Annotated in this window: 19 protein-coding genes; 8 read left to right on the forward strand and 11 right to left on the reverse strand. The window is 43.5% G+C overall.

The features are described from left to right. Nucleotides 1–242 precede the first annotated feature (242 nt). The gene (locus QR722_RS15740) at nt 243–2,033 is read left to right on the forward strand and encodes a putative bifunctional diguanylate cyclase/phosphodiesterase (protein WP_286283883.1); all 1,791 of its coding nucleotides are present in this window, start codon (nt 243–245) and stop codon (nt 2,031–2,033) included. Nucleotides 2,034–2,040: 7 nt separating this feature from the next. On the opposite strand, the gene QR722_RS15745 is transcribed toward QR722_RS15740, so the two are convergent. The 4 genes from QR722_RS15745 to folB form a co-directional block, all read right to left on the reverse strand. Continuing rightward, complete coding sequence (locus QR722_RS15745) at nt 2,041–2,412, reverse strand: histidine triad nucleotide-binding protein (RefSeq protein ID WP_286283884.1); 372 nt, start codon at nt 2,410–2,412, stop codon at nt 2,041–2,043. Nucleotides 2,413–2,474: 62 nt separating this feature from the next. Beyond that, on the reverse strand, nt 2,475–3,275 hold the full coding sequence (locus QR722_RS15750) for an undecaprenyl-diphosphate phosphatase (RefSeq protein ID WP_286283885.1): 801 nt from the start codon (nt 3,273–3,275) through the stop codon (nt 2,475–2,477). Continuing rightward, a complete protein-coding gene (folK, locus tag QR722_RS15755) occupies nt 3,272–3,775 on the reverse strand; it encodes a 2-amino-4-hydroxy-6-hydroxymethyldihydropteridine diphosphokinase (protein WP_286283886.1) in 504 nt (167 codons plus the stop codon). The genes QR722_RS15750 and folK overlap by 4 nt, the downstream gene beginning before the upstream one ends. Nucleotides 3,776–3,779: 4 nt before the next feature. Continuing rightward, on the reverse strand, nt 3,780–4,133 hold the full coding sequence (folB, locus tag QR722_RS15760; protein ID WP_286283887.1) for a dihydroneopterin aldolase: 354 nt from the start codon (nt 4,131–4,133) through the stop codon (nt 3,780–3,782). 121 nt (nt 4,134–4,254) lie between these two features. Here folB and plsY point away from each other — a divergent pair, with 121 nt between their 5' ends. Beyond that, nucleotides 4,255–4,869, forward strand: a complete 615-nt coding sequence (plsY, locus tag QR722_RS15765; protein ID WP_286283888.1) for a glycerol-3-phosphate 1-O-acyltransferase PlsY — start codon at nt 4,255–4,257, stop codon at nt 4,867–4,869. Between the two features lie 22 nt (nt 4,870–4,891). Here the strand turns inward: plsY and tsaD are convergent, their stop codons facing one another. Further along, entirely contained in the window at nt 4,892–5,905 is a 1,014-nt protein-coding gene (gene tsaD / locus QR722_RS15770; RefSeq protein ID WP_286283890.1) for a tRNA (adenosine(37)-N6)-threonylcarbamoyltransferase complex transferase subunit TsaD, read from the reverse strand. A gap of 248 nt (nt 5,906–6,153) precedes the next feature. Between tsaD and rpsU the strand changes: the two genes are divergently transcribed. The 4 genes from rpsU to rpoD all read left to right on the forward strand — a co-directional run bounded on the left by rpsU (nt 6,154) and on the right by rpoD (nt 10,873). Further along, nucleotides 6,154–6,369 carry a 30S ribosomal protein S21 gene (rpsU, locus tag QR722_RS15775; protein ID WP_008845199.1) on the forward strand — a complete coding sequence of 72 codons (216 nt, stop codon included), beginning with the start codon at nt 6,154–6,156 and terminating at the stop codon, nt 6,367–6,369. Nucleotides 6,370–6,449: 80 nt separating this feature from the next. After that, entirely contained in the window at nt 6,450–6,896 is a 447-nt protein-coding gene (locus QR722_RS15780) for a GatB/YqeY domain-containing protein (RefSeq protein ID WP_286283891.1), read from the forward strand. Nucleotides 6,897–7,022: 126 nt separating this feature from the next. Next, the gene (gene dnaG / locus QR722_RS15785) at nt 7,023–8,807 is read left to right on the forward strand and encodes a DNA primase (protein ID WP_286283892.1); all 1,785 of its coding nucleotides are present in this window, start codon (nt 7,023–7,025) and stop codon (nt 8,805–8,807) included. A 236-nt stretch (nt 8,808–9,043) separates the two neighbouring features. Beyond that, nucleotides 9,044–10,873 (forward strand): RNA polymerase sigma factor RpoD, encoded by a 1,830-nt coding sequence (gene rpoD / locus QR722_RS15790; protein WP_286283893.1) that lies wholly within the window; start codon nt 9,044–9,046, stop codon nt 10,871–10,873. 79 nt (nt 10,874–10,952) lie between these two features. Here the strand turns inward: rpoD and QR722_RS15795 are convergent, their stop codons facing one another. The 3 genes from QR722_RS15795 to QR722_RS15805 form a co-directional block, all read right to left on the reverse strand. Next, a complete protein-coding gene (locus QR722_RS15795) occupies nt 10,953–11,594 on the reverse strand; it encodes an esterase/lipase family protein (RefSeq protein WP_286283894.1) in 642 nt (213 codons plus the stop codon). Nucleotides 11,595–11,772: 178 nt separating this feature from the next. After that, a complete protein-coding gene (locus QR722_RS15800; protein WP_286283895.1) occupies nt 11,773–14,883 on the reverse strand; it encodes an efflux RND transporter permease subunit in 3,111 nt (1,036 codons plus the stop codon). Nucleotides 14,884–14,895: 12 nt separating this feature from the next. Next, nucleotides 14,896–15,963, reverse strand: a complete 1,068-nt coding sequence (locus QR722_RS15805) for an efflux RND transporter periplasmic adaptor subunit (protein ID WP_286283897.1) — start codon at nt 15,961–15,963, stop codon at nt 14,896–14,898. A 113-nt stretch (nt 15,964–16,076) separates the two neighbouring features. On the opposite strand from QR722_RS15805, the gene QR722_RS15810 reads away from it, so the two are divergent. Beyond that, entirely contained in the window at nt 16,077–16,610 is a 534-nt protein-coding gene (locus QR722_RS15810) for an NUDIX hydrolase (protein ID WP_286283898.1), read from the forward strand. A gap of 107 nt (nt 16,611–16,717) precedes the next feature. After that, the gene (locus QR722_RS15815) at nt 16,718–18,481 is read left to right on the forward strand and encodes an acyl-CoA dehydrogenase family protein (protein WP_286283899.1); all 1,764 of its coding nucleotides are present in this window, start codon (nt 16,718–16,720) and stop codon (nt 18,479–18,481) included. A 116-nt stretch (nt 18,482–18,597) separates the two neighbouring features. On the opposite strand, the gene QR722_RS15820 is transcribed toward QR722_RS15815, so the two are convergent. The 3 genes from QR722_RS15820 to QR722_RS15830 form a co-directional block, all read right to left on the reverse strand. Continuing rightward, complete coding sequence (locus QR722_RS15820; protein ID WP_286283900.1) at nt 18,598–23,019, reverse strand: ExeM/NucH family extracellular endonuclease; 4,422 nt, start codon at nt 23,017–23,019, stop codon at nt 18,598–18,600. Nucleotides 23,020–23,343: 324 nt separating this feature from the next. Next, the gene (locus QR722_RS15825) at nt 23,344–23,874 is read right to left on the reverse strand and encodes a DUF3016 domain-containing protein (protein ID WP_286283901.1); all 531 of its coding nucleotides are present in this window, start codon (nt 23,872–23,874) and stop codon (nt 23,344–23,346) included. 251 nt (nt 23,875–24,125) lie between these two features. Then, nucleotides 24,126–24,431: a hypothetical protein gene (locus QR722_RS15830; protein WP_286283902.1), complete on the reverse strand. Its 306-nt coding sequence runs from the start codon at nt 24,429–24,431 to the stop codon at nt 24,126–24,128. Nucleotides 24,432–24,510 lie beyond the last annotated feature (79 nt).

A 24,510-nucleotide genomic window follows, 5' to 3' on the forward strand; every position in this document is an offset into this window, starting at 1 on the left:
TATGCTTAGCATCAATCATACAAGGCCTGCTTATTACCACTTAATCATAACGCATACACCGACGAGAATGTAACATTAATACATCACTAGAATTGCAAAAAAAAGGTGAACGCGACGCCGCAGAACTACTCTACACCAATTGTTATTCTGGCTTGGTTATAAGCCTGCTTTCATCTTGTTTAATGGTCTTTGGTTTCAAAGACGCAAACATTTTTGAAATGAAGTTGTATTGGTGGATCGGGATGGCAGCTCTGCTTGTATTACGCTTTGCCGATGCGCTAGTGTGGCAGAAGACTAAACGTGGCACTATTTATGATGGGCAAAAGTATGTGCTTCGCTTTGCCTCGGGAACCATCTTAACCGCGTTGATGTGGTGCTTCTATTGTTTAATGGTGTTTCCGCATATTGAAACCATTGAACTGGCATTTAATATCATAATAGTAGCGGCTATGGCTGGCGGTGCGGCCACCATACTAGGTGCACACAAACCTACTGCGATTTTATATTCAGCAATTTTATTGGTCCCATTTTCACTAGCCCTATTAACGTCTGACGTACATCATCAGTATATTTTGGGACTGCTTGGTCTTGCCTTTTCAGCTGTGATGGTTATTACCGCCAAAAAGTCCGGCGAGTTTAATCAAGTGGCCATTCGGCTTAAAAATGAAAATGCGATTTTGGTTGAGCATATGGAAGAAGAGGTTGAGGAGCGGACCAATCAAATTTATCAACTTTCCAATATTGATCCGCTCACTGGCCTTTTCAACCGCACAGCTTTTCTATCTCAACTTGATAAGCACATAGAATATGACAAGAAAAGTGGCGGGACCTTTGCGTTATTATTTATCGATTTAGATGGCTTTAAAAAGATCAATGACAGCATTGGCCATGAAGCCGGCGACAGAGTGCTACAACAGACGGCTCAGCGCCTAAAGAATAGTTGTCCAGACGAGCAATTGCTATGTCGCTGGGGGGGAGACGAATTTCTAGTCGGACTAGATCAAGCAGATGCTAACAGCGCGTTGGAATTAGCTCAACAACTAATTGCTAAAATATCCAATCCCTATGTGTTTGAAAGCAATCGTTTAAACCTAGGCGCGACAGTCGGCATCGCAATGTATCCAGAGCACACTGTCAGTGGCATAAAACTCATACAGTTAGCTGACACTGCCATGTATTTCCAGAAAAAGAATTCTCCTTGTACTGCAGGCTTATTTTCAGAGCGGCTAGGAAAGCAATTAGCCAGAGAACAACGTCTCAAAGATGCCCTTAGTGAAGCCATTGAAGAAGATCAGTTGAGAATAGTCTATCAACCTATAATTGACGCCAAAACCCATACTACAGTCGCATTTGAAGCGCTGTTGAGATGGAACCTAAATAATGAGAATATCCCGCCTGACGAGTTCATCACTATAGCAGAGCAATACGGTTTAATTCGTAAAATAGGAAATTGGGTGTTACAACAGGCCTGTAGTACAGCGGTATCTTGGCAACAGCATGCAACTATTGCGGTAAGCGTTAATGTCAGTGTGATTCAATTGCAGGACAATGAATTCATCGATTTCGTAGATTCGGTATTAGCTCAAACTGAGCTGGCTCCAGAGTGCCTGCACATAGAAATCACAGAATCGGTTTTCGCCGCTGACAAGGAAGCCTTGTTGGAGAAAATCACCGCTTTGAAACAGCGAAATATTCATATATCCATTGATGATTTTGGTACCGAATATTCTTCGTTATCGGTTATCCAAGAATTATCAGCCGATATCGTCAAAATTGATCGGGCCTTTGTTCACAGCCTCGATACCAATGGCTTACCCATTGTGAAAGCCGTGCTCAACATAGCCGAAGCTTTTGGTTATGAAGTGATAGCCGAGGGAGTGGAGACCGTTCAACAAGCGAACATTTTACGCGATTTAGGGGTTGATTATTTACAGGGGTTTTATTTTTGCAAACCATTAGAATTACGCGCATTAAGCAATTTCGTCAAATCTAAGCCCCTGCCATTCACCAAGCCCCAAAAATCAGCATCCTAATCTAATATTACGGGAGCTGCTGCTTCATGGTATTTTGATATGGCGGCCACCCCATAGGTTTACCGGCCAAAACGTGCAAATGAATATGATAAACGGTCTGGCCGCCATCTGGATTACAATTCATCACAGTCCGATAACCGCTTTCAGCTACACCCAATTGCTTTGCGATACTCGCAGCCGCTAAATAAAGCTGTCCTATCAAGGCCGCATCTTCGGGTTCAATATCGTTAATTGTGGCGATTTGTTTTTTGGGAATAACTAGAAAATGAGTGGGTGCCTGAGGATTGATATCCTTAAACGCCAGCACTTGATCATCTTCAAATATAATCTCCGCAGGGATTTCGCGATTAATAATTTTGTCGAATATTGTCTCAGCCATGTTATTGCTTCCTACTCTACATTTTTCGGTTGAACACTAAGTTTCTCAATTTGCTTAGCGGATCAGATAAACACAAATCCGAGTAACACTGCACCTAAAATTAGACGATAAATTACAAAAGGTAACATGCCTATTTTGGAGATCCAGGACAAGAATAAATAAATACAAGCATAGGCACTAACAAAGGATAATACCGTCCCGTAAAACAACGCTTGCCAATCCACCGCTGCGTCTTGCTTAACCAAATCAAGTGTAGCAAGCAAACCTGCCCCAAGGATCACAGGAATCGATAGCAGAAACGAAAATCTTGCACTGCTCTGACGGTCCAAGCCTAGCATTAGCGCCGCCGTCATAGTAATACCAGAGCGTGAGGTACCAGGAATCAACGCCAAAGCCTGGGCAAGCCCTATTATTAACGCGCTTTTCCAATTTAACTGATAGATGTTTTTATGTAATTTTCCTGTCACGTCCGCATACCACAATACAAGACCAAAAATGATAGTGGTAATAGCTATAACCAGTGCTTCACGGGCATAATGTTCGATGAAGTCCTTGGCCAAGAAACCGACCACCACGGCTGGGATAGTGGCTAGGATCACCCACCAAGCTAATTTACTATCGTCACTTTGCTTACGGCTAAAGCCGGTTTGTAGCCACGCTAATAACATCCGTGATATATCTTCTCGAAAGTAAATCATCACCGCTAACAAGCTCCCAACGTGAACAGCCACATCGAAGGCTAAACCTTGCTCCGTCCAACCGAGCAACTCCGATGGCAAAATTAAGTGCGCAGAACTTGAAATCGGTAGAAATTCAGTAATGCCTTGGATAATTGCTAAAACAATAATTTCAAACAGTGTCATGACTCTGTGGGGCTCCAATTAAAATCGATCTTCCATAGTTTTTGTTGGGATTGGTCGTAGGCTTGCCACAATGAACCAATTGTTTTCCCGGCAGTGGGATGGGTAAAATCGGCAGCAATCTCGCTTAAGGGTAGTAACACAAATGCATTATATTCAATCTCGCCTCTTGGCACTATAACCTGATCATTAGTCACTAGGTCATCATACAAGAGCAAGTCTAAATCTAAGGTTCGAGGAGCAAACTTTTTCTCGCCCCGTAGCCGACCATTGCGATCTTCGATTTTTTTTAACTGCTGGCATACTTGCGAAATAGACATTTCTGTTTGCGCACCCACTACAAGATTATAAAAGTGACTACCACTAAAGCCTACCGCCTCACTTTCGTAAACACTGGATAATGAAAGTGCGCCAAATGCCTGATATAAACCTTGCAAGCCAGCCCGAGTATATTTATCACGTTCGACGTTACTACCAACGCTAATATAGATTTGATGTCGCATCTAACTAGTGCGCAGTTCGATTAAGTTCAACGGTTACCGCAGTTGCGTTAGCCAATATTTTGGGTTTAGTGACTGACAATCGAATTTTGTAAACGCCGTTATAAGTAAATAAGTGGTTAATAATATGACCTGCTAGTGATTCTAACAATTCAAAACTGCTGTTGTTTGCAAGCTCTTCAATCGCCAGTGCTAATGCAGCATAGTCTAGAGTATCCGCCACTTTGTCACTCAGTGCGGCTTTAGACAGATCCATGCCTATTTCCACATCAATCAACAAAGATTGTTTAGTTTTGCGTTCCCATTCGTAAACGCCAATAAGTGACTTGACCTGCAAGCCTTGTATGATAATTTTGTCCATGACAGATCCGCGCAGTTATTTAAGTAAAAGACTATTAAGTGACAGCACATCTAACTACAATGCCCCTCACCCCACAAGATTCGATTGGGTGGCAGTTTAACTGTTTAAGAAGGCCAAGTACATGACAGCACTGACAATATTGATGCTTGCATCAGCTTACCTGGCAGGCTCAGTCTCAAGCGCTATAGTAGTCAGTAAAATTTTTTATTTACCTAATCCCAGAACACATGGTTCAGGTAACCCCGGTACTACTAATGTTTTACGATTAGGGGGAAGGCTGCCTGCAGTATTAGTGTTACTTTTTGATGTACTCAAGGGAACTGTGCCAGTTTGGCTGAGTTACTATTTGGGATTCACACCAATCATGTTGGGCTGTGTAGCTATCATGGCGTGTTTGGGTCACATCTTCCCACTTTTTTTTAGTTTTAAAGGTGGCAAAGCGGTGGCTACCGCTTTTGGCGCCATGTTGCCGATTGGAGTGGAGTTGGCTGGTGCGTTGATAGCCTGTTGGGCATTGATTGTCTTCGCTACAGGATATTCATCATTAGCCGCCATAGTCGCGGTCGCGCTATCACCGCTTCTGACCTACTTTATTAAACCCGAATACACAGTGCCGGTGTCCATGCTTGCCTTGTTGATAGTAGCACGACACAAAGACAATATAGTCCGCCTTTTTCAGGGGCTTGAAAGTAAAATATGGGAAAAAGGCCGGGCAACGGGACTGCATAAAAAATGAGCAGCCAGTCAACTATTATAATTTAAATAGCCGGCAAACTATCTAGTGGCCAGCGGGGCTTAGCTTTACTCTCTAAAGGTTCAGTCTGTCCTGCTTTTAGTCGTTGCAAGCCGGCATAGGCAATCATAGCGCCATTGTCAGTACAAAACTCTAAGCGGGGATAGTAGACTTTCCCATTGATTTTACTCATCATGTCTTCTAGTTGACTACGTAGCTGTGTGTTAGCACTCACTCCACCTGCAACTACTAATCTTTTTAAGCCTGTATATTTTAAAGCCCGACGACATTTAATCGCTAAAGTATCTACAACGGCCTCTTGAAACGCACAGGCAATATTCGCTCGAGTTTGCTCATCCTCTGGTTCTTTACGTATGGTATTGGATGCTGCAGTTTTAAGACCACTAAAACTAAAATTTAAACCAGGCTTGTCTGTCATTGGACGAGGGAAAGTATAGGTTCCGGATATACCTTTTTCAGCTAATTTGGCCAGTAAGGGACCACCAGGATATTCTAGGCCCATCATTTTAGCTGTTTTATCGAATGCTTCACCAGCAGCGTCATCCACTGACTCACCCAACACTTCATATTGGCCTATACCGGATACTTTCACCATCATGGTATGTCCGCCTGAAACTAATAAGGCGATAAACGGAAATTCAGGTTTTGGATCATCTAACATCGGCGCGAGCAGATGACCTTCCATATGATGCACACCTATCGCAGGGACGTTCCAAGCAAAGGCTAAGCTGCGTCCCACAGATGCACCTACTAAGAGCGCGCCAACTAAACCTGGGCCCTTTGTATAGGCAATGCCATCAATATCCTCGGCTTTACAATTCGCTTCAACCAGCGCGGCTTTAATTAATGGGACTATTTTACGAACATGATCTCGAGAGGCCAATTCGGGTACCACACCTCCGTAGTCGGCGTGCAATTTTACTTGGCTGTATAGTTGGTGTGATAACAAGCCCAAATCGTCATCAATGATGGCGATGCCAGTTTCATCACAAGAGGTTTCAATTCCTAGAATTCGCATAGTACCAATTAAAAAAGTCTTAAATTAGACCGGAAGTTTACCTATCTCATCGCAAGTATGCTACTTTTGTCGCTTCTGAAGCGCCCGAATCAACGGTTATTGACCACTGAATCGGTCTTTTTATTAAATAATCCTGAATCTTCACTTTACATTGTTTGCGGAAATGATTAAAATTCCGCACCATTTTTGACCGCACTGGCTAATTTAAGAGCTGGTAAACAAGATTAAATATTTGAGGTGAGAGTTTAATGCCAATCGTTAAAGTAAGAGAGAACGAACCATTTGACGTAGCGCTGCGTCGTTTTAAGCGTTCATGTGAAAAAGCAGGTGTTCTTTCAGAAGTTCGTCGTCGCGAATTTTTTGAAAAGCCAACTTGGGAACGTAAACGTAAGAAAGCAGCTGCTAAAAAGCGTCATTTGAAAAAGTTAGCTCGCGAAAACGCACGTCGTATCAAGTTATACTAATTCTCGCTTGATTTGCTTGATAGCCTTAGGTTATCAAGCAATGGCCCGTCTAAGTTTGCATATATATTTCTGAGTTTCTGATGACCCTCAAAGATCAATTGACCAGCGCAATGAAAGAATCAATGCGTGCTAAAGACAAGTTACGTCTGGGCACGATAAGAATGGCTCTTGCTGCTGTAAAACAACGGGAAATAGACGAGCGAATCGAGTTGACTGATGCCGATGTCATTGCGCTCATCACTAAGATGGTGAAACAACGCAATGACGCTGCAAGTCAGTATGAGCAAGCTAATCGTCAAGATCTCGCTGATACCGAAAACGCAGAAATAGTAATTTTGCAGACTTTTTTGCCTCAACCGTTAACTGAAGAAGAGCTTAATGATCTCATTCAGCAGGCGATGCTTGAAACTCAAGCAGCAAGTATGCAAGACATGGGTAAAGTCATGGCTTGGTTAAAACCTAAGGTTCAAGGCAGAGCAGACATGGGTAAACTAAGCGGTCAAATAAAAGCCAACTTAGCCCCTTGATTGACGTCAAAAAGCATTAGAAAATCGAGCCGCGATTTGCAAAAATTGCGGCTTGTTTGTTTCTGGTGCTAGCGATAAAGTACCTAATGCACCTCCCAAAACCTAATTAGAGTTTGACTAATATTCATGGCTGGACGTATACCAAAAGATTTCATTGATGATCTCATCGCTCGCACTGACATAGTCGAGTTGGTAGACAGCCGTGTTAAACTCAAAAAAGCAGGCCGCAATTATCAGGCATGCTGCCCATTTCACAATGAAAAAAGCCCATCCTTCACCGTTAGTCAAGATAAACAGTTTTACCATTGTTTTGGTTGCGGTGCCCACGGCAATGCTATTTCGTTTGTGATTGAATACGACCGTTTGGAGTTTCCTGAAGCGGTAGAGGAACTAGCTCGCTTTCATGGCTTAGAAGTGCCTCGGGAACAAGGAACCAAGCCAGGCCCTACGCCACAGCAGAAAGCCCAAATCGCTGATGATTATGAACTCATGGAACAAGCCAGCCGCTTTTTTCAACATCAGCTAAAGCATCATCCACAAAAAACAAAGGCCGTGGACTATCTCAAACAACGTGGTTTGAGTGGTGAAGTAGTCAAGGCTTTTGGGATTGGTTACGCCCCACCGGAGTGGGATGGTATCTATAAGGCCTTCGGGACAACACCGGAGAAGCAGCAACAGTTACTTGATCTGAAATTAATTACTGAGAATGACAATCGCCGCCGTTACGACTTTTTTCGTGATCGCATCATGTTTCCTATTCGCGACAAACGCGGCAGAGTCATAGGTTTCGGTGGACGAGTCTTGGAGGAAGGAGGCCCTAAATATCTCAACTCTCCTGAAACTCGAATTTTCCATAAAGGCCATGAATTGTATGGCTTTTTCCAAGCTAAACAAGCCAACCGAAAACTTGAACGTTTAATGATTGTTGAAGGCTATATGGACGTAGTCGCACTAGCCCAGTTTGATATTGATTATGCGGTAGCCTCTTTGGGTACGGCCACTACACCAGAACACATTCAGATGCTATTTCGTGCCGCACCTGAGATTATTTGCTGTTATGACGGTGACCGTGCAGGTCGTGAAGCCGCATGGCGGGCGCTAGAAAATGCCCTCCCCCATCTTAAAGACAGCGTACAATTAAAATTTTTATTTTTACCTGACGGTGAAGATCCCGATACCTTAGTCAGAAAAGCTGGAAAGCAAGAATTTGAGCGCCTACTAAGTGAAGAGTCTGTGCCTCTATCACAATTCTTTTTTGAAAATTTAATACAGCAGCATAATGTCGGTAGCAGCGAAGGAAAAGCAGCATTGACCCAAGCTGCGCAAGGATATATACGCCAAATAAATGCGGAAAACTTAGTCGTATTACTTGAAGAAGAATTACGTAAAAAAGTTAAAGGTAACAGTTATAAAGCTGATATTTTACAGGATTTAAAACACGCCAATGAGCGCGGTAAATCGCCGAAACTTGATTATAAAACACCTGCGACCACCAGTGTTTCACCTGTTAGGAAGCTACTTCGATTGCTGCTGTTGCATCCAAATTTGGCCTCACAACATGCGGAAATACAACCCCAAGCCCTAAATCCAGAATTTATTAAAGGCTTACCAGTATTAATTAAGATGCAATCTTTTTGTGTGGCCAACCCACAAAGCAATACTGGTCATGTACTGGAACATTTTCGCGGTGACCCTGAAGCACGCTTTTTGAATCAACTTTTACAAGTCGATCATGATGCCGATGATAAACGTCCTGAAAAGCAATATATTGATAGTTTCAATCGTTTAATTGAGCAACAACTCAAAGCTAGATATCAACAACTTACCGCGATTGGCAGTGCTATGACTGCTGAAGAAAAGCAAGAATTTAAGCTACTGACGCAAACGAAAGCGACTTACAGTGCTGAATAAAAAACATTCAATTGACACTTGAATCCAAACTAATCACCCACACCTAGTAGAAACAAACGAAATAAGCATACTAAATACCGACTAAATCGTTCGAATTACTGGCCTGAAGCGTATATTTTCTGCTATACTGGCTAATTCGCAAACGCCTCGGTGCACGCAGATTTATCCGGTGTTGAGCTCTTTAGAGTTTGGCTTTCAGATAAACTTTTTAACTGATTTTGAGAAACGTAGGTTATATGGCGCAAAGCAAGCAGTCTCAGATAAAACTCCTTATCGTAAAAGGGAAAGAGCAAGGTTACTTAACTTTTGCTGAAGTAAACGATCATCTCCCGCAGGACATTGTCGATTCGGATCAAATCGAAGATATTATTCGCATGATCAACGACATGGGGATTCAAGTATTTGAATCTGCACCTGACGCAGATGAATTGTTAATGCAAGAAACTACTGCTGATGAGGAAGTCGCGGAAGCTGCGGCTCAAGCACTAGCCACGGTTGAAAGCGAAATCGGTCGCACCACTGACCCTGTGCGCATGTATATGCGTGAGATGGGCACGGTTGAGCTATTAACTCGTGAAGGTGAAATTGAAATCGCTAAGCGTATTGAAGATGGTATTAACCAGGTTCAATGCTCCGTTGCAGAATACCCAGAAGCCATTACATATTTACTCGACCAATGGGATTTATTTGAAGCCGAAGAGATTCGCTTGAGTGATATCATCATCGGTTTTGTTGATCCTAATGAAACAGACGTCGCTCCAACGGCAACCCATGTTGGATCTGAGCTATCTGAAGAAGAGCTTGATGATGAAGATGGCGACGAAGACGATGAGGACGAGGAAGAAGAAGATACGGGTCCTGATCCTGAACTCGCCCGTGAAAAGTTCAATGCTTTAAGAGAACAGTACAACAAAGCGCGCGATGTTATCGCAGCTAAAGGTCGTTCTCATAAAGACGCTAGAAAGCAAATTAACGAACTAAGCGAAGTATTCAAAGAATTTCGCTTAATTCCTAAACAATTTGATCGCATGGTTAAAAACATGCGCGGCATGATGGACCGTGTTCGTGTTCAAGAACGTATAGTGATGAAACACTGCGTTGTGAATGCAAAAATGCCGAAAAAAGACTTTATTAAAGCCTTTGCGGGTAATGAAACAACCACTGATTGGTTAGTGGCCGTGTTGGCAAGTGGTGCTCCTTATGTAGAAGCAATGCTCGAAGTCCGCGAAGAATTAGAGCGTGCAATTAGCAAGATGAATCAAGTCGAGGACGAGACTGGATTAATCATCGCTGATATTAAAGACATCAACAGACGTATGTCTATTGGTGAAGCAAAAGCGCGTCGCGCCAAGAAGGAAATGGTTGAAGCCAACTTACGCTTGGTAATATCTATCGCTAAGAAATACACTAACCGAGGCCTACAATTCCTTGATCTTATTCAGGAAGGTAACATCGGCTTGATGAAAGCAGTAGATAAGTTTGAATATCGTCGCGGTTATAAGTTTTCAACTTATGCTACATGGTGGATCCGTCAGGCAATCACTCGTTCAATTGCGGATCAGGCTAGAACTATTCGTATTCCAGTACACATGATTGAAACAATCAATAAGCTGAACCGAATTTCTCGTCAAATGCTTCAAGAGATGGGGCGTGAGCCTACTCCTGAAGAGTTATCCGAACGCATGATAATGCCAGAAGATAAAATTCGTAAAGTGCTTAAAATTGCCAAAGAACCTATCTCAATGGAAACCCCCATCGGCGATGATGAAGATTCACATTTAGGTGACTTTATTGAAGATAGTACCATAGTGCAGCCGCTTGATTCTGCTACTGGTGGAAGTTTGAAAGACGCGACACAAGAAGTGTTAGCAGGCTTAACTGCCCGTGAAGCTAAGGTGTTACGGATGCGATTTGGTATCGATATGAATACTGACCATACATTGGAAGAAGTGGGTAAGCAGTTTGATGTTACCCGTGAACGTATTCGTCAAATTGAAGCCAAAGCCTTGCGTAAATTGCGTCATCCAAGCCGCTCTGAACAATTGCGCAGTTTCTTAGACGAATAATAATATAACGTTAATATTCAGCTAAGTTGCTACAGCATTAAAAAGGCCACTGATAAGTGGCCTTTTTTATGTCTGGTACTTAATTAATTACGGCAAGCTGGCTTTGAAGATGGCTTATTTTATCTATGATGATGGAGCAGACTTTGTGACTACTGGGCAAAAAGGTATGAATAACTGGCAAGCTAATTATCTCTTCTATACCGCTGTGGGTGACTTCCCCTATTGCCACCACTCCGTCATTCTCTTCGTCCTGAAAATAACGTTTTGTCAAAGCTACATCTTTTGTACCAACGATAGCCGTGGTAGGCGTATTGGGCATCTCAATAGACCCCAATCTCTTTTTCGAGGCTAGCAATTGTCCGCTATCTCCAGCCAGCAATTTATAGCTCAAATCATTCTGGCTCTTACGGGCCAATCGGGCTGGAAAGACCGGTGAACCTAATAGAAACAGATGTTGCGGGGGGTTGTCCATATCACCCAGCTTTTGCAATGCCGCTCGCAATATCACGCCACCAAGGGAATGCCCAACGAGTACGTACTGCCCTCGCTCGGACAGATCGGTAATTTTGTTTTGAACGCGCTTAACAATTGAATTAAAGCATTCAACCCCGGCAAAGTAACTGACTACATCAACACTATGCCCATGGCGTCTTAGACGCCATAAAAGTGGGGTACCAGAGATTGGCGAGCGGCCCATGCCATGTACAAATAGGATCTGCATTACGTCTTAAACCTCTTACCCAGCCAATTCACTGCCCTGTAACCTAACACTCATAATAGCTATAACTATAGAAAATAAGTATTACCCTAGATTCACAAATAAGCAAAATACAACCGTACTATAGAGCAAATAACCCAAGCCTTAGGTTATTAAAGCCTGTAACTACTCACAAATGATGCTATTGAATCTCACCTTTTTTATAAGGTATCTCTTCGTCCAGCTCTTCCAGTTTATGGGTCAACTGTTCTGGCGAACCGGTATGTCTTGCTAACCAGAAATAAGCTATCGGAACCACATACAAGGTCATCAACGCAGACAGTAATACTCCAGAAAAGATTACAATCCCTATCACCGCACGACTCTCAGAGCCTGGTCCAGTAGCCAATACCAAGGGCAGCGCACTGAATACTGTGGTAAATCCGGTCATTACAATGGGCCGCAGTCGCTGTGTGGCGGCTCGTTTTAGCGCCAGTTCAAACTCCATTCCCGCATCTCTGAGTTGATTAGCAAACTCAACAATTAAAATGCCATTTTTGGCCGCCAAACCTATCAACATCACCAACCCAATTTGACTGTAAATATTCAAGCTAGCACCGGCAATATAAAGACCGATAAAGGCCCCTAATAAAGCCAAAGGCACCGTCAGCATGATAACCAAAGGATGCACCCAACTTTCAAATTGCGCCGCGAGTACCAGATAGGTAATAGCCAGAGCTAAAATAAAGATGAAAATAATCGAGTTACCCGACTCTTGATAGAGTTGCGATTCGCCCTTATAGTCAATGGATACGCTATCTGGTAATTCGGTTTTGACGATATCTTCTAGATAGGCCAACGCCTCACCTACAGTGTAATCATCTGCCAAATTGGCACTGATGGTGATACTACGCATTCGATTGTAGCGATTAAGCTGAGCCGATGTAGCGCGCTCTTCAAAGGTTAGCAAGTTGTCCATAGGGATCAGCTCGTTACTGCGAGCGGAGCGAACATAAAGATTATCGATACTTTGCGGGCTGCGATAATCGTCTTCCCAGCCTTCCATAATGACGTCATATTCTTGGCCACGATCCAGATAAGTGGAAACACGGCGTTGACCCAACATGGTTTCCAAAGTTTGGCCTATTTCAGAGATGGATACTCCTAGGTCGGCTGCTCTTTGACGATCAATATGCACGGACAACTGCGGCAATGTTTCTTTATAATCAGAATCTAAGCGCAGTAACTTAGGATTTTCGGCAGCTTTTTCAAGCACAATATCACGCCATTTAACTAAATCTTCGTAGGTATTTCCTTGCAATACAAATTGTACGGGGCGACCTAAGCCTCCACCACCTAAACTGCTTCGCATGATTGCAAATGCTCTCACATCCGGGATCTGGGCAAGTTTCTCGCTGACTTCATCCATTAGCTCAAAGGTGGGTCGGGTGCGGTCCTTCCAAGGCCCCATCCCGACAATAGCAATACCTGCACTACCGCCGAACCCCGGTGTTCTTACCAACACTCGGTTGACTTCTCCGGTGTCCAAATAGGGCAACAAAATATCTTCAACTTTCTTGAGGTTCGCAGCGTTGCTCTCAAAGCTTGCACCTTCAGCGCTTTGCATCGAAATAAAGAAATTACCGCGGTCTTCTTTAGGAACGAATTCGCTAGGAATGTTTTGACTCAGTTGCACCAGCGCAGCCACGCTGACAATCAACATGATTGCGACTAAGAATGGCTGGTGTAGGGTAGAATTTAGACTAGTGAAATATTTTAATTCTATATTCTTAAAGCTCTTATCCATCCATTTGCCAAAGCCTGAGCTACGTGAACGATTGCTCAACAGTTTGGAAGACAGCATAGGTGACAAGGTTAGTGCGGTAAAGCTCGAGAATGCTACTGCTGCGGCAATTGCCAGGGCAAACTCAGTAAACAAACGACCGATATTCCCTTCTAGAAATACCAAGGGAACGAACACGGAAATTAATACCAGCGTAGTCGCAATTACCGCAAAACCAACTTCCCGCGCACCACGATAGGACGCCAATAATGGCGGTTCGCCCATCTCTATCCGACGGTAAATATTTTCGATCACTACTATGGCATCATCTACCACCAAACCTATCGCCAACACCAAAGCAAGCAAGGTCAACAAGTTAATCGAGAATCCAAGTGCATACATCACTATGAAAGCGGCCACCAGCGATACTGGCACCGTCACCGCCGGGATAATGGTTGCGCGAATATTACCAAGGAAGATATAGATGACTAACACGACTAATGCCATGGCAATAGCCAAGGTGTTATAAACTTCATTAATCGACTCTTCAATGAATACTGACGAGTCATAGCTTGGAACGATGAAAATGTTTTCCGGCAAGGATTCTGATATTTGACGCATGGCTTCTTTTGCTTCGCGCGCAACTTCAAGAGTATTGGCTTTGGATTGTTTAATGATCCCCAAACCAATCATATTAATGCCATCACCGCGAAATTGAGTTTCATCATCTTCGGAGGCTAACTCAACCTTCGCCACTTCGCCGAGTTTAACTAAGTAACCGTCTGCACCGGCCTTAATGGTTAGATCGGCAAAATCATCGGGGGTCAAGAAGCTGCGCGCCACACGGACTTCGAAATTTCGATCCAGAGATTCAACTTGTCCAGCGGGTAATTCGACATTCTCAGAGCGGATTACACGCTCAATATCTGCCACCGTAATGTCGCGGGCGGCCATGGCATTGCGATCAAGCCACACCTTCATTGCGTAAGTTCTGCCGCCGCCTAATTGCACTCTGGCAATCCCATTGACCACAGATAAGCGGTCGACTAAAAAGCGGTCAGCATAATCCGTCAGCTCTAGAACCGATAAATTATCACTGCGCAGGTTATACCAAACAATGACGTTTTCATCGGAATCGGATTTGGATACTTCAGGAGGATCTGCTTGGTCCGGCAAATTGTTTAATGCTCGGCTTACACGCTCGCGCACGTCATTCGACGCAGCATCTATGTCTCTGGATAAGTTAAACTCTATGCTTATTGAGGAACGACCATTGCGGCTTGTCGATGTAATGTTCTTGATACCCTCAATACCCGATATCCGGTCTTCTAATAATTGAGTAATACGAGTTTCGACAATATTGGCCGACGCGCCTGGGTAACTTGTATTGATAGATACGATCGGCTGATCAATGTCTGGATATTCACGCAATGACAGCATAGTGATAGCGACGACACCAAAAATTATCAGTAGTAGATTGACTACCGAGGCGAAAACCGGTCGCTTAACCGAAATATCAGATAACAACATAATAGGCTCCGCTTACAGTTGGGCTTTACTAAGAATGGATACTGTTGAGCCGTTTCTAAGCCTCAATGCCCCTTCAGTGACTATTTGTTCACCTGCTTGCAATCCAGAAACAATTTGCACTATTCCCGGCCGCCTTAGCCCTGTTATCACTTCTTTTTGAACTGCTTTACCATCCTCGATGACAAACACAAATTTTTTGTCCTCATTTGGAATAATGGTTTTTTCGGGCACCACTAAAGATTTCACCACCTGTTTTTGCAAGGTAATTTGCAGCAACATACCTGGACGTAGCTGCCTGTCAGGGTTATCGATTATTGCTCTTACCTTGATAGAGCGAGTATTCGCATCTACCCGTGAATCCACACTGCTAATTGCACCATTGAAGGTTTTGCCTGGGTAGGCGACTGAACCCGCTGTCACAATTTGACCAACTGAAAGGGAAGGTAGATGGCTTTCGGAGATACTAAAATCTACTTTTATTTTGCGCAAATCATCCAAGGTTGTGATCACATCACTCGGAGTCAAGTAAGCACCGACGCTAACCTGACGAATACCAAGCTTGCCTGAGAATGGAGCGCGCAATTCAAGTTCTTCCAATCGCGCATTAGCGACTTCCAACTGAGCCCGTAAGGTTTTAACTTTGGCTTGTTGTTCATCGAGTAATTGTTCTGAGGCTACACTATTGCGTGCCAAGTTTGTCACTCGTTTTAGCTGCCTTTTAGCTTCTTGCAACGAAATATCCAATTCATTTACCCGAGCGCGCTCTTCTCGATTATTCATCGAAAGTAATAGTTGCCCTTTTTCTACTTCATCACCATCATCAAAATTAATCTGTTGAATGACATCGGACTGCTGAGAAGTTAAGGTAATAGCTTCATTGGCTTTTGCAGTGCCTAATCCTTCAACTGTCACCGGAAAGTCGATACTCTTAACCGTAAATACAACCACTGGCGTTGCATTATTGCGACCCTGTCCACCATCCGAAGCTTGCTGCTGCTGGGGGAGATTTAAATAAATCAAAAGCCCGATTAGTGCGAGAGTCGCAATCAGCAGTGGTGAAAGCAATTTTTTAATCGTCATTCAAGGGTTCCCTGTTACAAATTTGATGGCTGATGTGATTAGAATAAGGTTTAAAGTCAAATTTTTCATAGTACACTGACTCTAATCTTAATCACTTTATTGTACGCGAGCCGGTGTCAAAAAGATTAGTCGTTTACCTAGCAATATCGACCATTGGTCTTACTTCTTGTGGTGAGTCTCCCCCCAGTGCGCCTGCTTGTCGAGTAAAAGACCAACAAATACCGATTCAACCGGCAAATGCGGCCTGTATAATCCGGCTCGACGGCAAACTGCTGACGGTAACCCATAGATTGAGCGGGAAATACGATGTACCAGGCGGCACATCCGACGGCAGCGAATCGGCCCAATGTACCGCCCATAGAGAGACCTGGGAAGAAACTGGCTTTAATGTAGAAGTAGTCAAATGGTTGGGTGAAAACGAAAACCACCTACACTACTTCGCCTGCACCCTAGCGGGTAATTTTGACGGTAGTATTACTCAGTTCCCCTTACCTGCATGGTCTCACACTGAGATACAAAACATTCAATTGATTGATCCGTACGCTATTACAGATAGACAATGGCGCTTCAGTGAGCGTCTCAACTCCTTACGTGCGATGTTTAATCAAGTGGAGGACTCAAAAAACGCGGTTAAACCCCATCGCTAAGTGGATATTTAGCACAGTTATGCAAAGATATTTGTGCAAATAATTAAAATATTGTCTGTCTGTATGTATACTGGTCTGAACAGTTACTAGAAACAGCGGGACACCTTATGCCTCAATATCAAGCTCCACTTACCGACATGCAATTCCTTCTGCATGACTGGCTGAAATTAGATCAACACTATCTCAATCTTGGTTTGCAAGACTTTGACCAAGAGCTCGTCAACGAAGTTTTGAGTCAAGGCGCTAAATTTGCCGAGCAAGTATTGGCTCCATTAAACCGGGAAGGAGACGAGCAAAGCTGCAAACTTGAAAATGGCAAAGTCACTACCCCTGACGGATTCGCTGCTGCCTACCAAGAGTATGTTGCCAATGGTTGGAACGCGATGCTTGGTAGTGCTGAATATGATGGTCAAGATCTACCCTATTCAATGGCTATTCCCGTTCACGAGATGATCAATGCCGCGAATATCAGTTGGCGACTCATCACTATGCTGACAGAAAGCGCAGTACTGGCAATCAATAAACACGGTAGCCAAAGTTTAAAAGACACTTATTTAGCCAAACTAATCTCCGGTGAATGGACGGGTACTATGTGTCTAACCGAGCCGCATGCCGGTACAGACTTAAGCCTGCTTTCCACTAAAGCAGCACCACTAGATAACGGTGCCTACTCTATCACCGGCAGTAAAATCTTTATCTCCGGTGGCGATCAGGATTGGACAGATAATATTTTGCATTTGGTATTAGCCCGCCTGCCTGATGCCCCCGAAGGCGTTAGAGGAATAAGTTTGTTTCTCGTACCCAAAATATTAGTGGATGAAAACGGACAACTCACCGATAGCAATAGCCTTTCGGTCGGAAGTCTCGAGAAAAAAATGGGCATAAAAGCCTGCCCGACCTGTGTGATGAACTTCGATCAAGCACAAGGGTATTTAGTCGGCGCGCCGCACAAAGGTTTAGCCTGTATGTTTACCATGATGAACGATGCGCGTTTCCAAGTGGGTTTACAAGGTCTTGGCATTGCTGAGGCAGCTTTTCAAGGTGCATTGTCCTACGCGCGAGAGCGATTACAATCTCGTGCCCCACAAGGTATCCAAAACCCTGAAGGTAAAGCCGACCCCATTATCGCTCAACCTGATGTGCGCAAAATGTTGCTCACGCAAAAATCACTGACCGAGGGAAGCCGCGCATTGGCTTTGCTATATGCGACCCAAATGGATATTGAGAAGAACTCTCAAGACGATGAAACAAGACAAGATGCCGCCGCGGTACTGGCCTTTCTGACGCCTATAGCAAAAGGTTTTATGACTGATATGGGCCAAGAAGTCAGTCAACTTGGTGTTCAAGTTTACGGTGGCCATGGTTTTATTCGCGAATGGGGCATGGAGCAATTAATGCGAGACAGTCGCATTACCCAATTATACGAAGGTACAAATGGTATTCAAGCCGCAGACCTAGTTGGTCGCAAGCTATCCAGAGATAACGGCAAGATGTTAGCGGCTACTAAGTCTGTTTTCGATAATTTAATCAGCGACATTCAAGACGCTACGGCCAAGCAACAGGCTCAAGAACTATTAGCTGAATGGCATCAACTTTCTGAGCAAATCAAATCGCAGCCAGCGGTCGATTTAGCCGGAGCGGCCTATGATTACATGAATTATAGTGCGTATTGCTTGCTTGGAGTTTTGTGGTTCAGTATGGCTGACAGTGCTCAACGCAGTGACAATAAGAGCATCGCTAGTGGTAAGTCGGCTACCAAGAACTTTTATATTAAACGTATGCTACCCAGAAAAGAAACCTTCAAATGCAATCTGCTAAACGATGCTAGCGACTTAGTAGATGTTGCCGATAGCGACTTTGATTATCAGTAGAGAATTGTAATTTAACTGCGCGTTATAAGCAGACTTTTATAAACACGCTTTGTAAAAGATATAAAAAAACCGGTGAAGGTAACCTCACCGGTTTTTTATTGATTGGCTAGGATCATTTATCCACGAGTTGAACAGGCTCTACGAGTACAGAATGCGCGTAGCGCTGAAACATCTCTAGCGTTTAGCATTCCATCATTGTTGTAGTCATGTTGCTCAAGGGTAGCTTGACCATTGCGGATCATAACCATTAAGGCTCTAAGGTCCGCTGAATCCACATCGTTATCACCATCTAAGTCACCAACCATTTGAGCGGCTGCTAAGTCAAAGCTGATCATCACTGGATCATGATCTGATACTCTAAATGCATCTGGCGCATAAAAATCATTCAATTGCGCTGCAGATTTATTTTCTACATTGTAATCAAGCACTCTAGGCTCATCAGAGTTGATATGCCACTCAATGGCATCAACTGTCTGCTCAAGCAGTGCGCTATTTGCCAATGCGTGATCCAAGTAACCAAACTCGCCTTGATAGGTGTAAGAATAGGCGTCAGCACCTTGGAAGGTTTCAATTAAGTTAACGAAACCATCAGTTTCAAGAGCTGCAATTGGATCTTCTTTAGCGTAAGCATTCAAATCACCAATGATTAACACATTTTCTTGGTCAGCAAATGCTGGATTGGTTGATAACCAAGCAGTCAACGTTTGCGACTGACTAACGCGGCGTTCGTTATAGCACGACTGACCGTCATTTTGGTCCGCGTTGCCATTTGATGCGCCACCACAGCCTTTCGACTTAAAGTGATTAACGACTACCGTAATTTCTGCGCCATTATCAATGGCAAATGTTTGCGCCACGGGTGGACGATTGAAAATACCATCGAAGTTAAGTTGAACATCACCCACAAGAGATACCACAGTTGGCTTATAAAGAAGTCCAACCGCTATGGCATCTGTCCCAATTGGGCCAGTATGAGCAACAAAGGCGTACGTACCTTGACCCGCTTGAGCATTCAAACGATCGGTTAATTCAGCAATCATACTGGTTGCATCAAAACCGTCGTTTTCGATTTCCATCAAACCCACAATGTCAGCGTCCATTGCCGCAATAGCGGTTACCGTTTTTGCAACTTGGCGTTCATACTCAAGCAACGAATCGGCACCACGAGAGGTTGGGAAACCTGAGCCTTGGCCGTCACCGTTGAACAAGTTCAACACATTTAAACTCGCAACAGTTAGGTTACCGCGGTTGATATCCGGTTGTGCTTCTCGTGCATTACTTTGCACTATCGTTGGGTATTGCGTTGGAATAACACGATAATTACCAAAGCTATAATCCATAATTCCGACCAAGCTACTCACAGTGTCACCAGTGCGCAACGAGTTGCTGGCCGATAGACCGCTGGTAGGATAGATAACATTTTCTGGGTTGGTGCCATTGACTCCATCATCCAAAATAACCCTATTTAATGCATTTTCTTCCGCTAAAGCCAAAGCTTGTGGCGAAAGTGGAGCATAGACATTAGTCGGGATAAAGATTCGTCCAGAAGACAGTGTCACTTCACCGTACTGACCAAGACTATAATTGTCACTTACGGTTAATGAGGCTTCGTTTGTAACTAACATACCTTCAAGTGACTCAAGCTGGTCCGCGCTTGATAATGGCAAGCTAAAGGTTGTTGCAACAACACTGCCCACACCACAATCAAGAGGCGCTTGGCCTACTTCAATTTGCGTTTTACCAAATGCTTCAGATACGCTGCCCACGACTCGAACCACAGAGCCTGCAGCAGGTAACTCACTGTCACCGGTGAAGTAGACAAATAAACCTTCAGAAGTCAAAGGATCAGCATCTTGGTCAGCTTGTTCTTCTTGTATAAAGAAACCATTTAGTGCTGCAAAGCTTGCTGTGACAACCGCTTCAACAACATGTTGCTCAGACAACAAAGGGGAAGCTTCGCCAGACCCTTGAATCTCATGGATAAAGGTAGCCGCATCGGTACATACACCCAGCTCCAGATCCAGATCACCCGGGTCACCGCCATTGTCGCCGCCACCTAGGCTGTGAGAGCCGATAAAGCTAAAGGTATTATTTGGATGTCCATCCCATTCGTTAGCAGGATCGAAGGCATCATCAACAATAGTATCGCCAGCGGTAATCGAGGCCATTCTGACTAAAGTATGATCTTTAGTGGTAACGTCACCCGTACCCCACGCAGCACCAGGATCAGTACCGACTTGACCGAGGGAGTCGATAACCTCATCGCCTTTGAACAACACATAGGCATCATCGCCATTATGGCTAATAGTGCCGGAAAGCAGATCAGCTTGTGCGAGTATCGCTGGGTCAGCATCAGGATTAGCCGCAACATATACATCTTGTCCTGCAAGGGTGCCAGTTAATGCTAAGAATGCTGGAGAAGTAGAACCATTAGAGTAACGGGCAAGGCGGTAACCTTCCGCAGCCAAGTCAACACTCATGCCTGAAGGGTTATAAATTTCAATTGCTTTATTAAAGCTTGAACCTTCGATGTACTCAGAGATAAATAACTCACGAGGTAGAACCGTATGCTGGCCCAAATCATCGGAATTATTATTACCGGTGCCTGTCCATTGAACTGACGGATCAAAGTCGTCATCAGCGATCACATCGCCAGAATATACATCCGGGTTTCTAATTAAAGTATTATTAGCAGTGCGGTTTGGATCCACACCCCAAGCTGTACCCGGATCTTCTCCTACTTTACCAAAGGAGTCGATAATCACGCCATCGGCAGTTAAGGTATAAGCATCATCACCGTTATGGCTAATCCCGCCAGAGATCTGGTCAGATTTGGCCAATATATCAGCATTAGCTCTACCCTCTGCGATAACATAAGTACCGTTGGCTGGAATGACACCCTCTAGATTGATAGCAGCACCTGAGGTTGAACCATTTGAGAAACGATTTAACTGGTAGTTGCCAGCGGCCAAATCAATTGCATTTGCAGTAGGGTTGTAAAGTTCAATGGCTTTATTGTAGCTGCTACCTTCAATATACTCAGAGATAAAAATCGCCCCGGTGGTAACAGGGGGATCTTGCGGATCAACTGGGTCCTCTGGGTCAATAGGATCTTCTGGATCGACTGGATCTTCAGGATCTACCTGATCACAGGTCTGAGCATCAAACAAAATATCAGCCCATTCTGGATGATCCACAAAGGGATTACGGTTACCTTGATACTCATAGATAGTATCATTGCGCAAACGCTCTGCTTCATTGACAGGATCGCCATTGTGCCAAGCTATCAATGTACATAAGCGACCCAGTTTCGCTTCACCCACTGAAGTGAGACGGTCAACCAATTGAAGGTCAGGAGTCGAATCATTGCCAAAGCCTTGATAACGGGTATCCATATAAAAAGCCATCCGTGCAACATCACCTTTTACAAGGTCACGAGGCTCGAAAGAATCATCATCATAGCGATTTTCAGACGCTTCTGGTAAAGGATTTTCACTGTTGTCAAAATCTAGATTACCGCGAGAAGAGTTAACTGAAATATCAGTAGGACGTAAATGATGAATATCAGAGTAAGCTTCTAAACTGCTACTGCTGAAACCGTGACTTTTAGGCCAAGTGTGCTCGCGATTCCAATTATCAGGGTTGGTACTTTGAGAGCCACTACCATTAGATAACTTGGGAATAGAAATTCCTCTGTAAAGTAGAATCACATTGTCAGTATTATTTGGATCTTCATCTGTTTCGGTCAGTGCAGTCCATACTTCTGAATAAGTCAGTACTTTATGATCTTGGGTGATAACGGCATTGATCGTGTCTTTAATCACATTGGCCGGGCTAGAATTATCTAGTTCTGTTAGCACAGCAGCATAATATTCGCTATCAACAAATACAGCAGCATCTTTAATTTTTTGCAAGTCAGGACAATTAAAGCATACGCCTTCTAAGCTTCCATCATCATCGTCGCTACCGCCAGTGGTAACTAAGACGTCATCCAAGCGATAATATTCACCGCCTGCATTATTTTTCATGGTCACTGTAATGACTAACTCAGAGCCCAGAGCAACGTCTTGAATAATAGTGGCAGAAGCCCAGACATCATCAATCAGTGTATGGGAATCACTGCCTGAGGCATTCCAGTTGGTGATTAAGGTTGGCGCACCGCCATCTATTGAATAAGCGACGTCAAAATAATCGGTGTTTTCGTGAGAGCCCGTTCCTGCAGCCAGCAAACTAAAAGACACATTGGTTTTATCTGCAATATTGATGGGCTCAGAAATCCAAACTGCATCGCCATCAAGATCGCGACCAACCATAGCACCGTTTTCAACGCGAAAATAATCTGTATCCGCGGTCAAGGATGCGCTAGATACATCAATTGTCCACTTGGTAATACCCGCCATATCTATTGTGGTGTTGGTGGCACCTTTGAGATTATAAGCTGGATTGTTGAAGTCTTCCGCCCATATGGTTTCTCCATATGCTAGGGTTGCCATCGAAGCACAACAAAGTGCTGCAATAGCAGTGAGTTTGGTTTTCATGAGATCTCCTAAATCGTGAGTACTGCAAATGCCATTTCCTGGCTTTATATTTATTATTTTAGCGTGGCCGGATGCTACGTAACTTGTATGACAAATACATGACAACTACCGTCCTTTTTGCACTTCGATAGTCTCAGAAATAGTACAGTAATTCAACGAATTAAACGCCTACAGAGGAAGGCTGGGGAATTATATTTCACATCATTTAATATGAAACCATCGTTTCATATTGATTTATAACAATTATTTATTTTGGTAATGTTGAACAAATGGTCAAAAAAAAACCGCCAGGCAAAAGTGGCGGTTTATGACAGCAAATTAGCTTTAATTTTTTTCTAACAGTTTAGAAAATTCAGTTTTAAACCAATCCTGGAGCATATTTTTTTCATACCTTAAATTTTCATTTTTAAAGAAGGCATTATGTCTATCCATAAAACTCATGTCTTTGAGTTTTACCTCGGCTGATTCTTGCAGGACTAAACCTTGGGCGTCTTTTAAAACATATGAAAAGTCCATGCGCGGAATATCGATGGATTTGACTACTCGCACATCATTACTAGAATGTCCGAATCCAGCGAAAGAAGCAGGCCATACTTCACCAGCCAAATCAAGATTAGTTACCTTGTAACTCAACCCATAACCGTCGGGCAGATCTTCAGCCAATTCAATCAGGTATTCCTCCAATTGCTCTAACGTTTGTTCACGAAATTTAGTCCGACTCTGCATGGTTGGCTTTACGTCTCGATATTCAGTTGGGTTCTCCCAAATGATTTCGACTTCAGCTTTTGCATAGCTTGCGCTGGCAAATAAACTAAGCGTGGCTCCTGTTAATAGTAACGAAATTGAAGTCTTCATAATGGTCCCTCTTTATTTAACAGTGTCTGCCATGGTTACCGACAAAGCATGTTTTGTTAGTGGATATCAATAATTGTAGCCTAGTTAGCTGAATTGAACATGAATGTAAATTTACCTATCTAACTGAATAGACAGTAACTACCGCGTAATTGTTCCATTGATAGCAAGGAAATGCGGAGAAAAGATTGACTGCTGGGAAGTGACAAGCCTGTCGATGTCTTTTGGCCTGTATTGTTATACCAATCCATTTGCTAGGACGCTTTGTTCACCGTTAGCAATTTTGAATTATCAATAGTGTGGCACACCATCTCTAAATTAGCGCCATTGACATAGGGATTGATTTCTCTTTGTGCACAGTATCGAGTATGGAAATTTTCAAGACTTCCGGAGCTAGAGGTAATCTGCTCAATATAGTCTTTTTGAAACTCGCGCATTTGCTGGGTGTAAGGCATGAGTGAAGAGCGTAAACCCGCCAACTGAGTTTCTTCTATCTGCAATGATATCTCAGTCATAAAATCAGATAGATTATTCTGAATATCAGCTAAAAAATACTGCACAAACGAAGACCTTAGCAACATGACTAATAATATTATCTCCGAGAAAATGAAAAAGTACCTTAACATACACTGACTTTAC

This window comes from Aliiglaciecola sp. LCG003, from assembly GCF_030316135.1.
Classification (GTDB): domain Bacteria; phylum Pseudomonadota; class Gammaproteobacteria; order Enterobacterales; family Alteromonadaceae; genus Aliiglaciecola.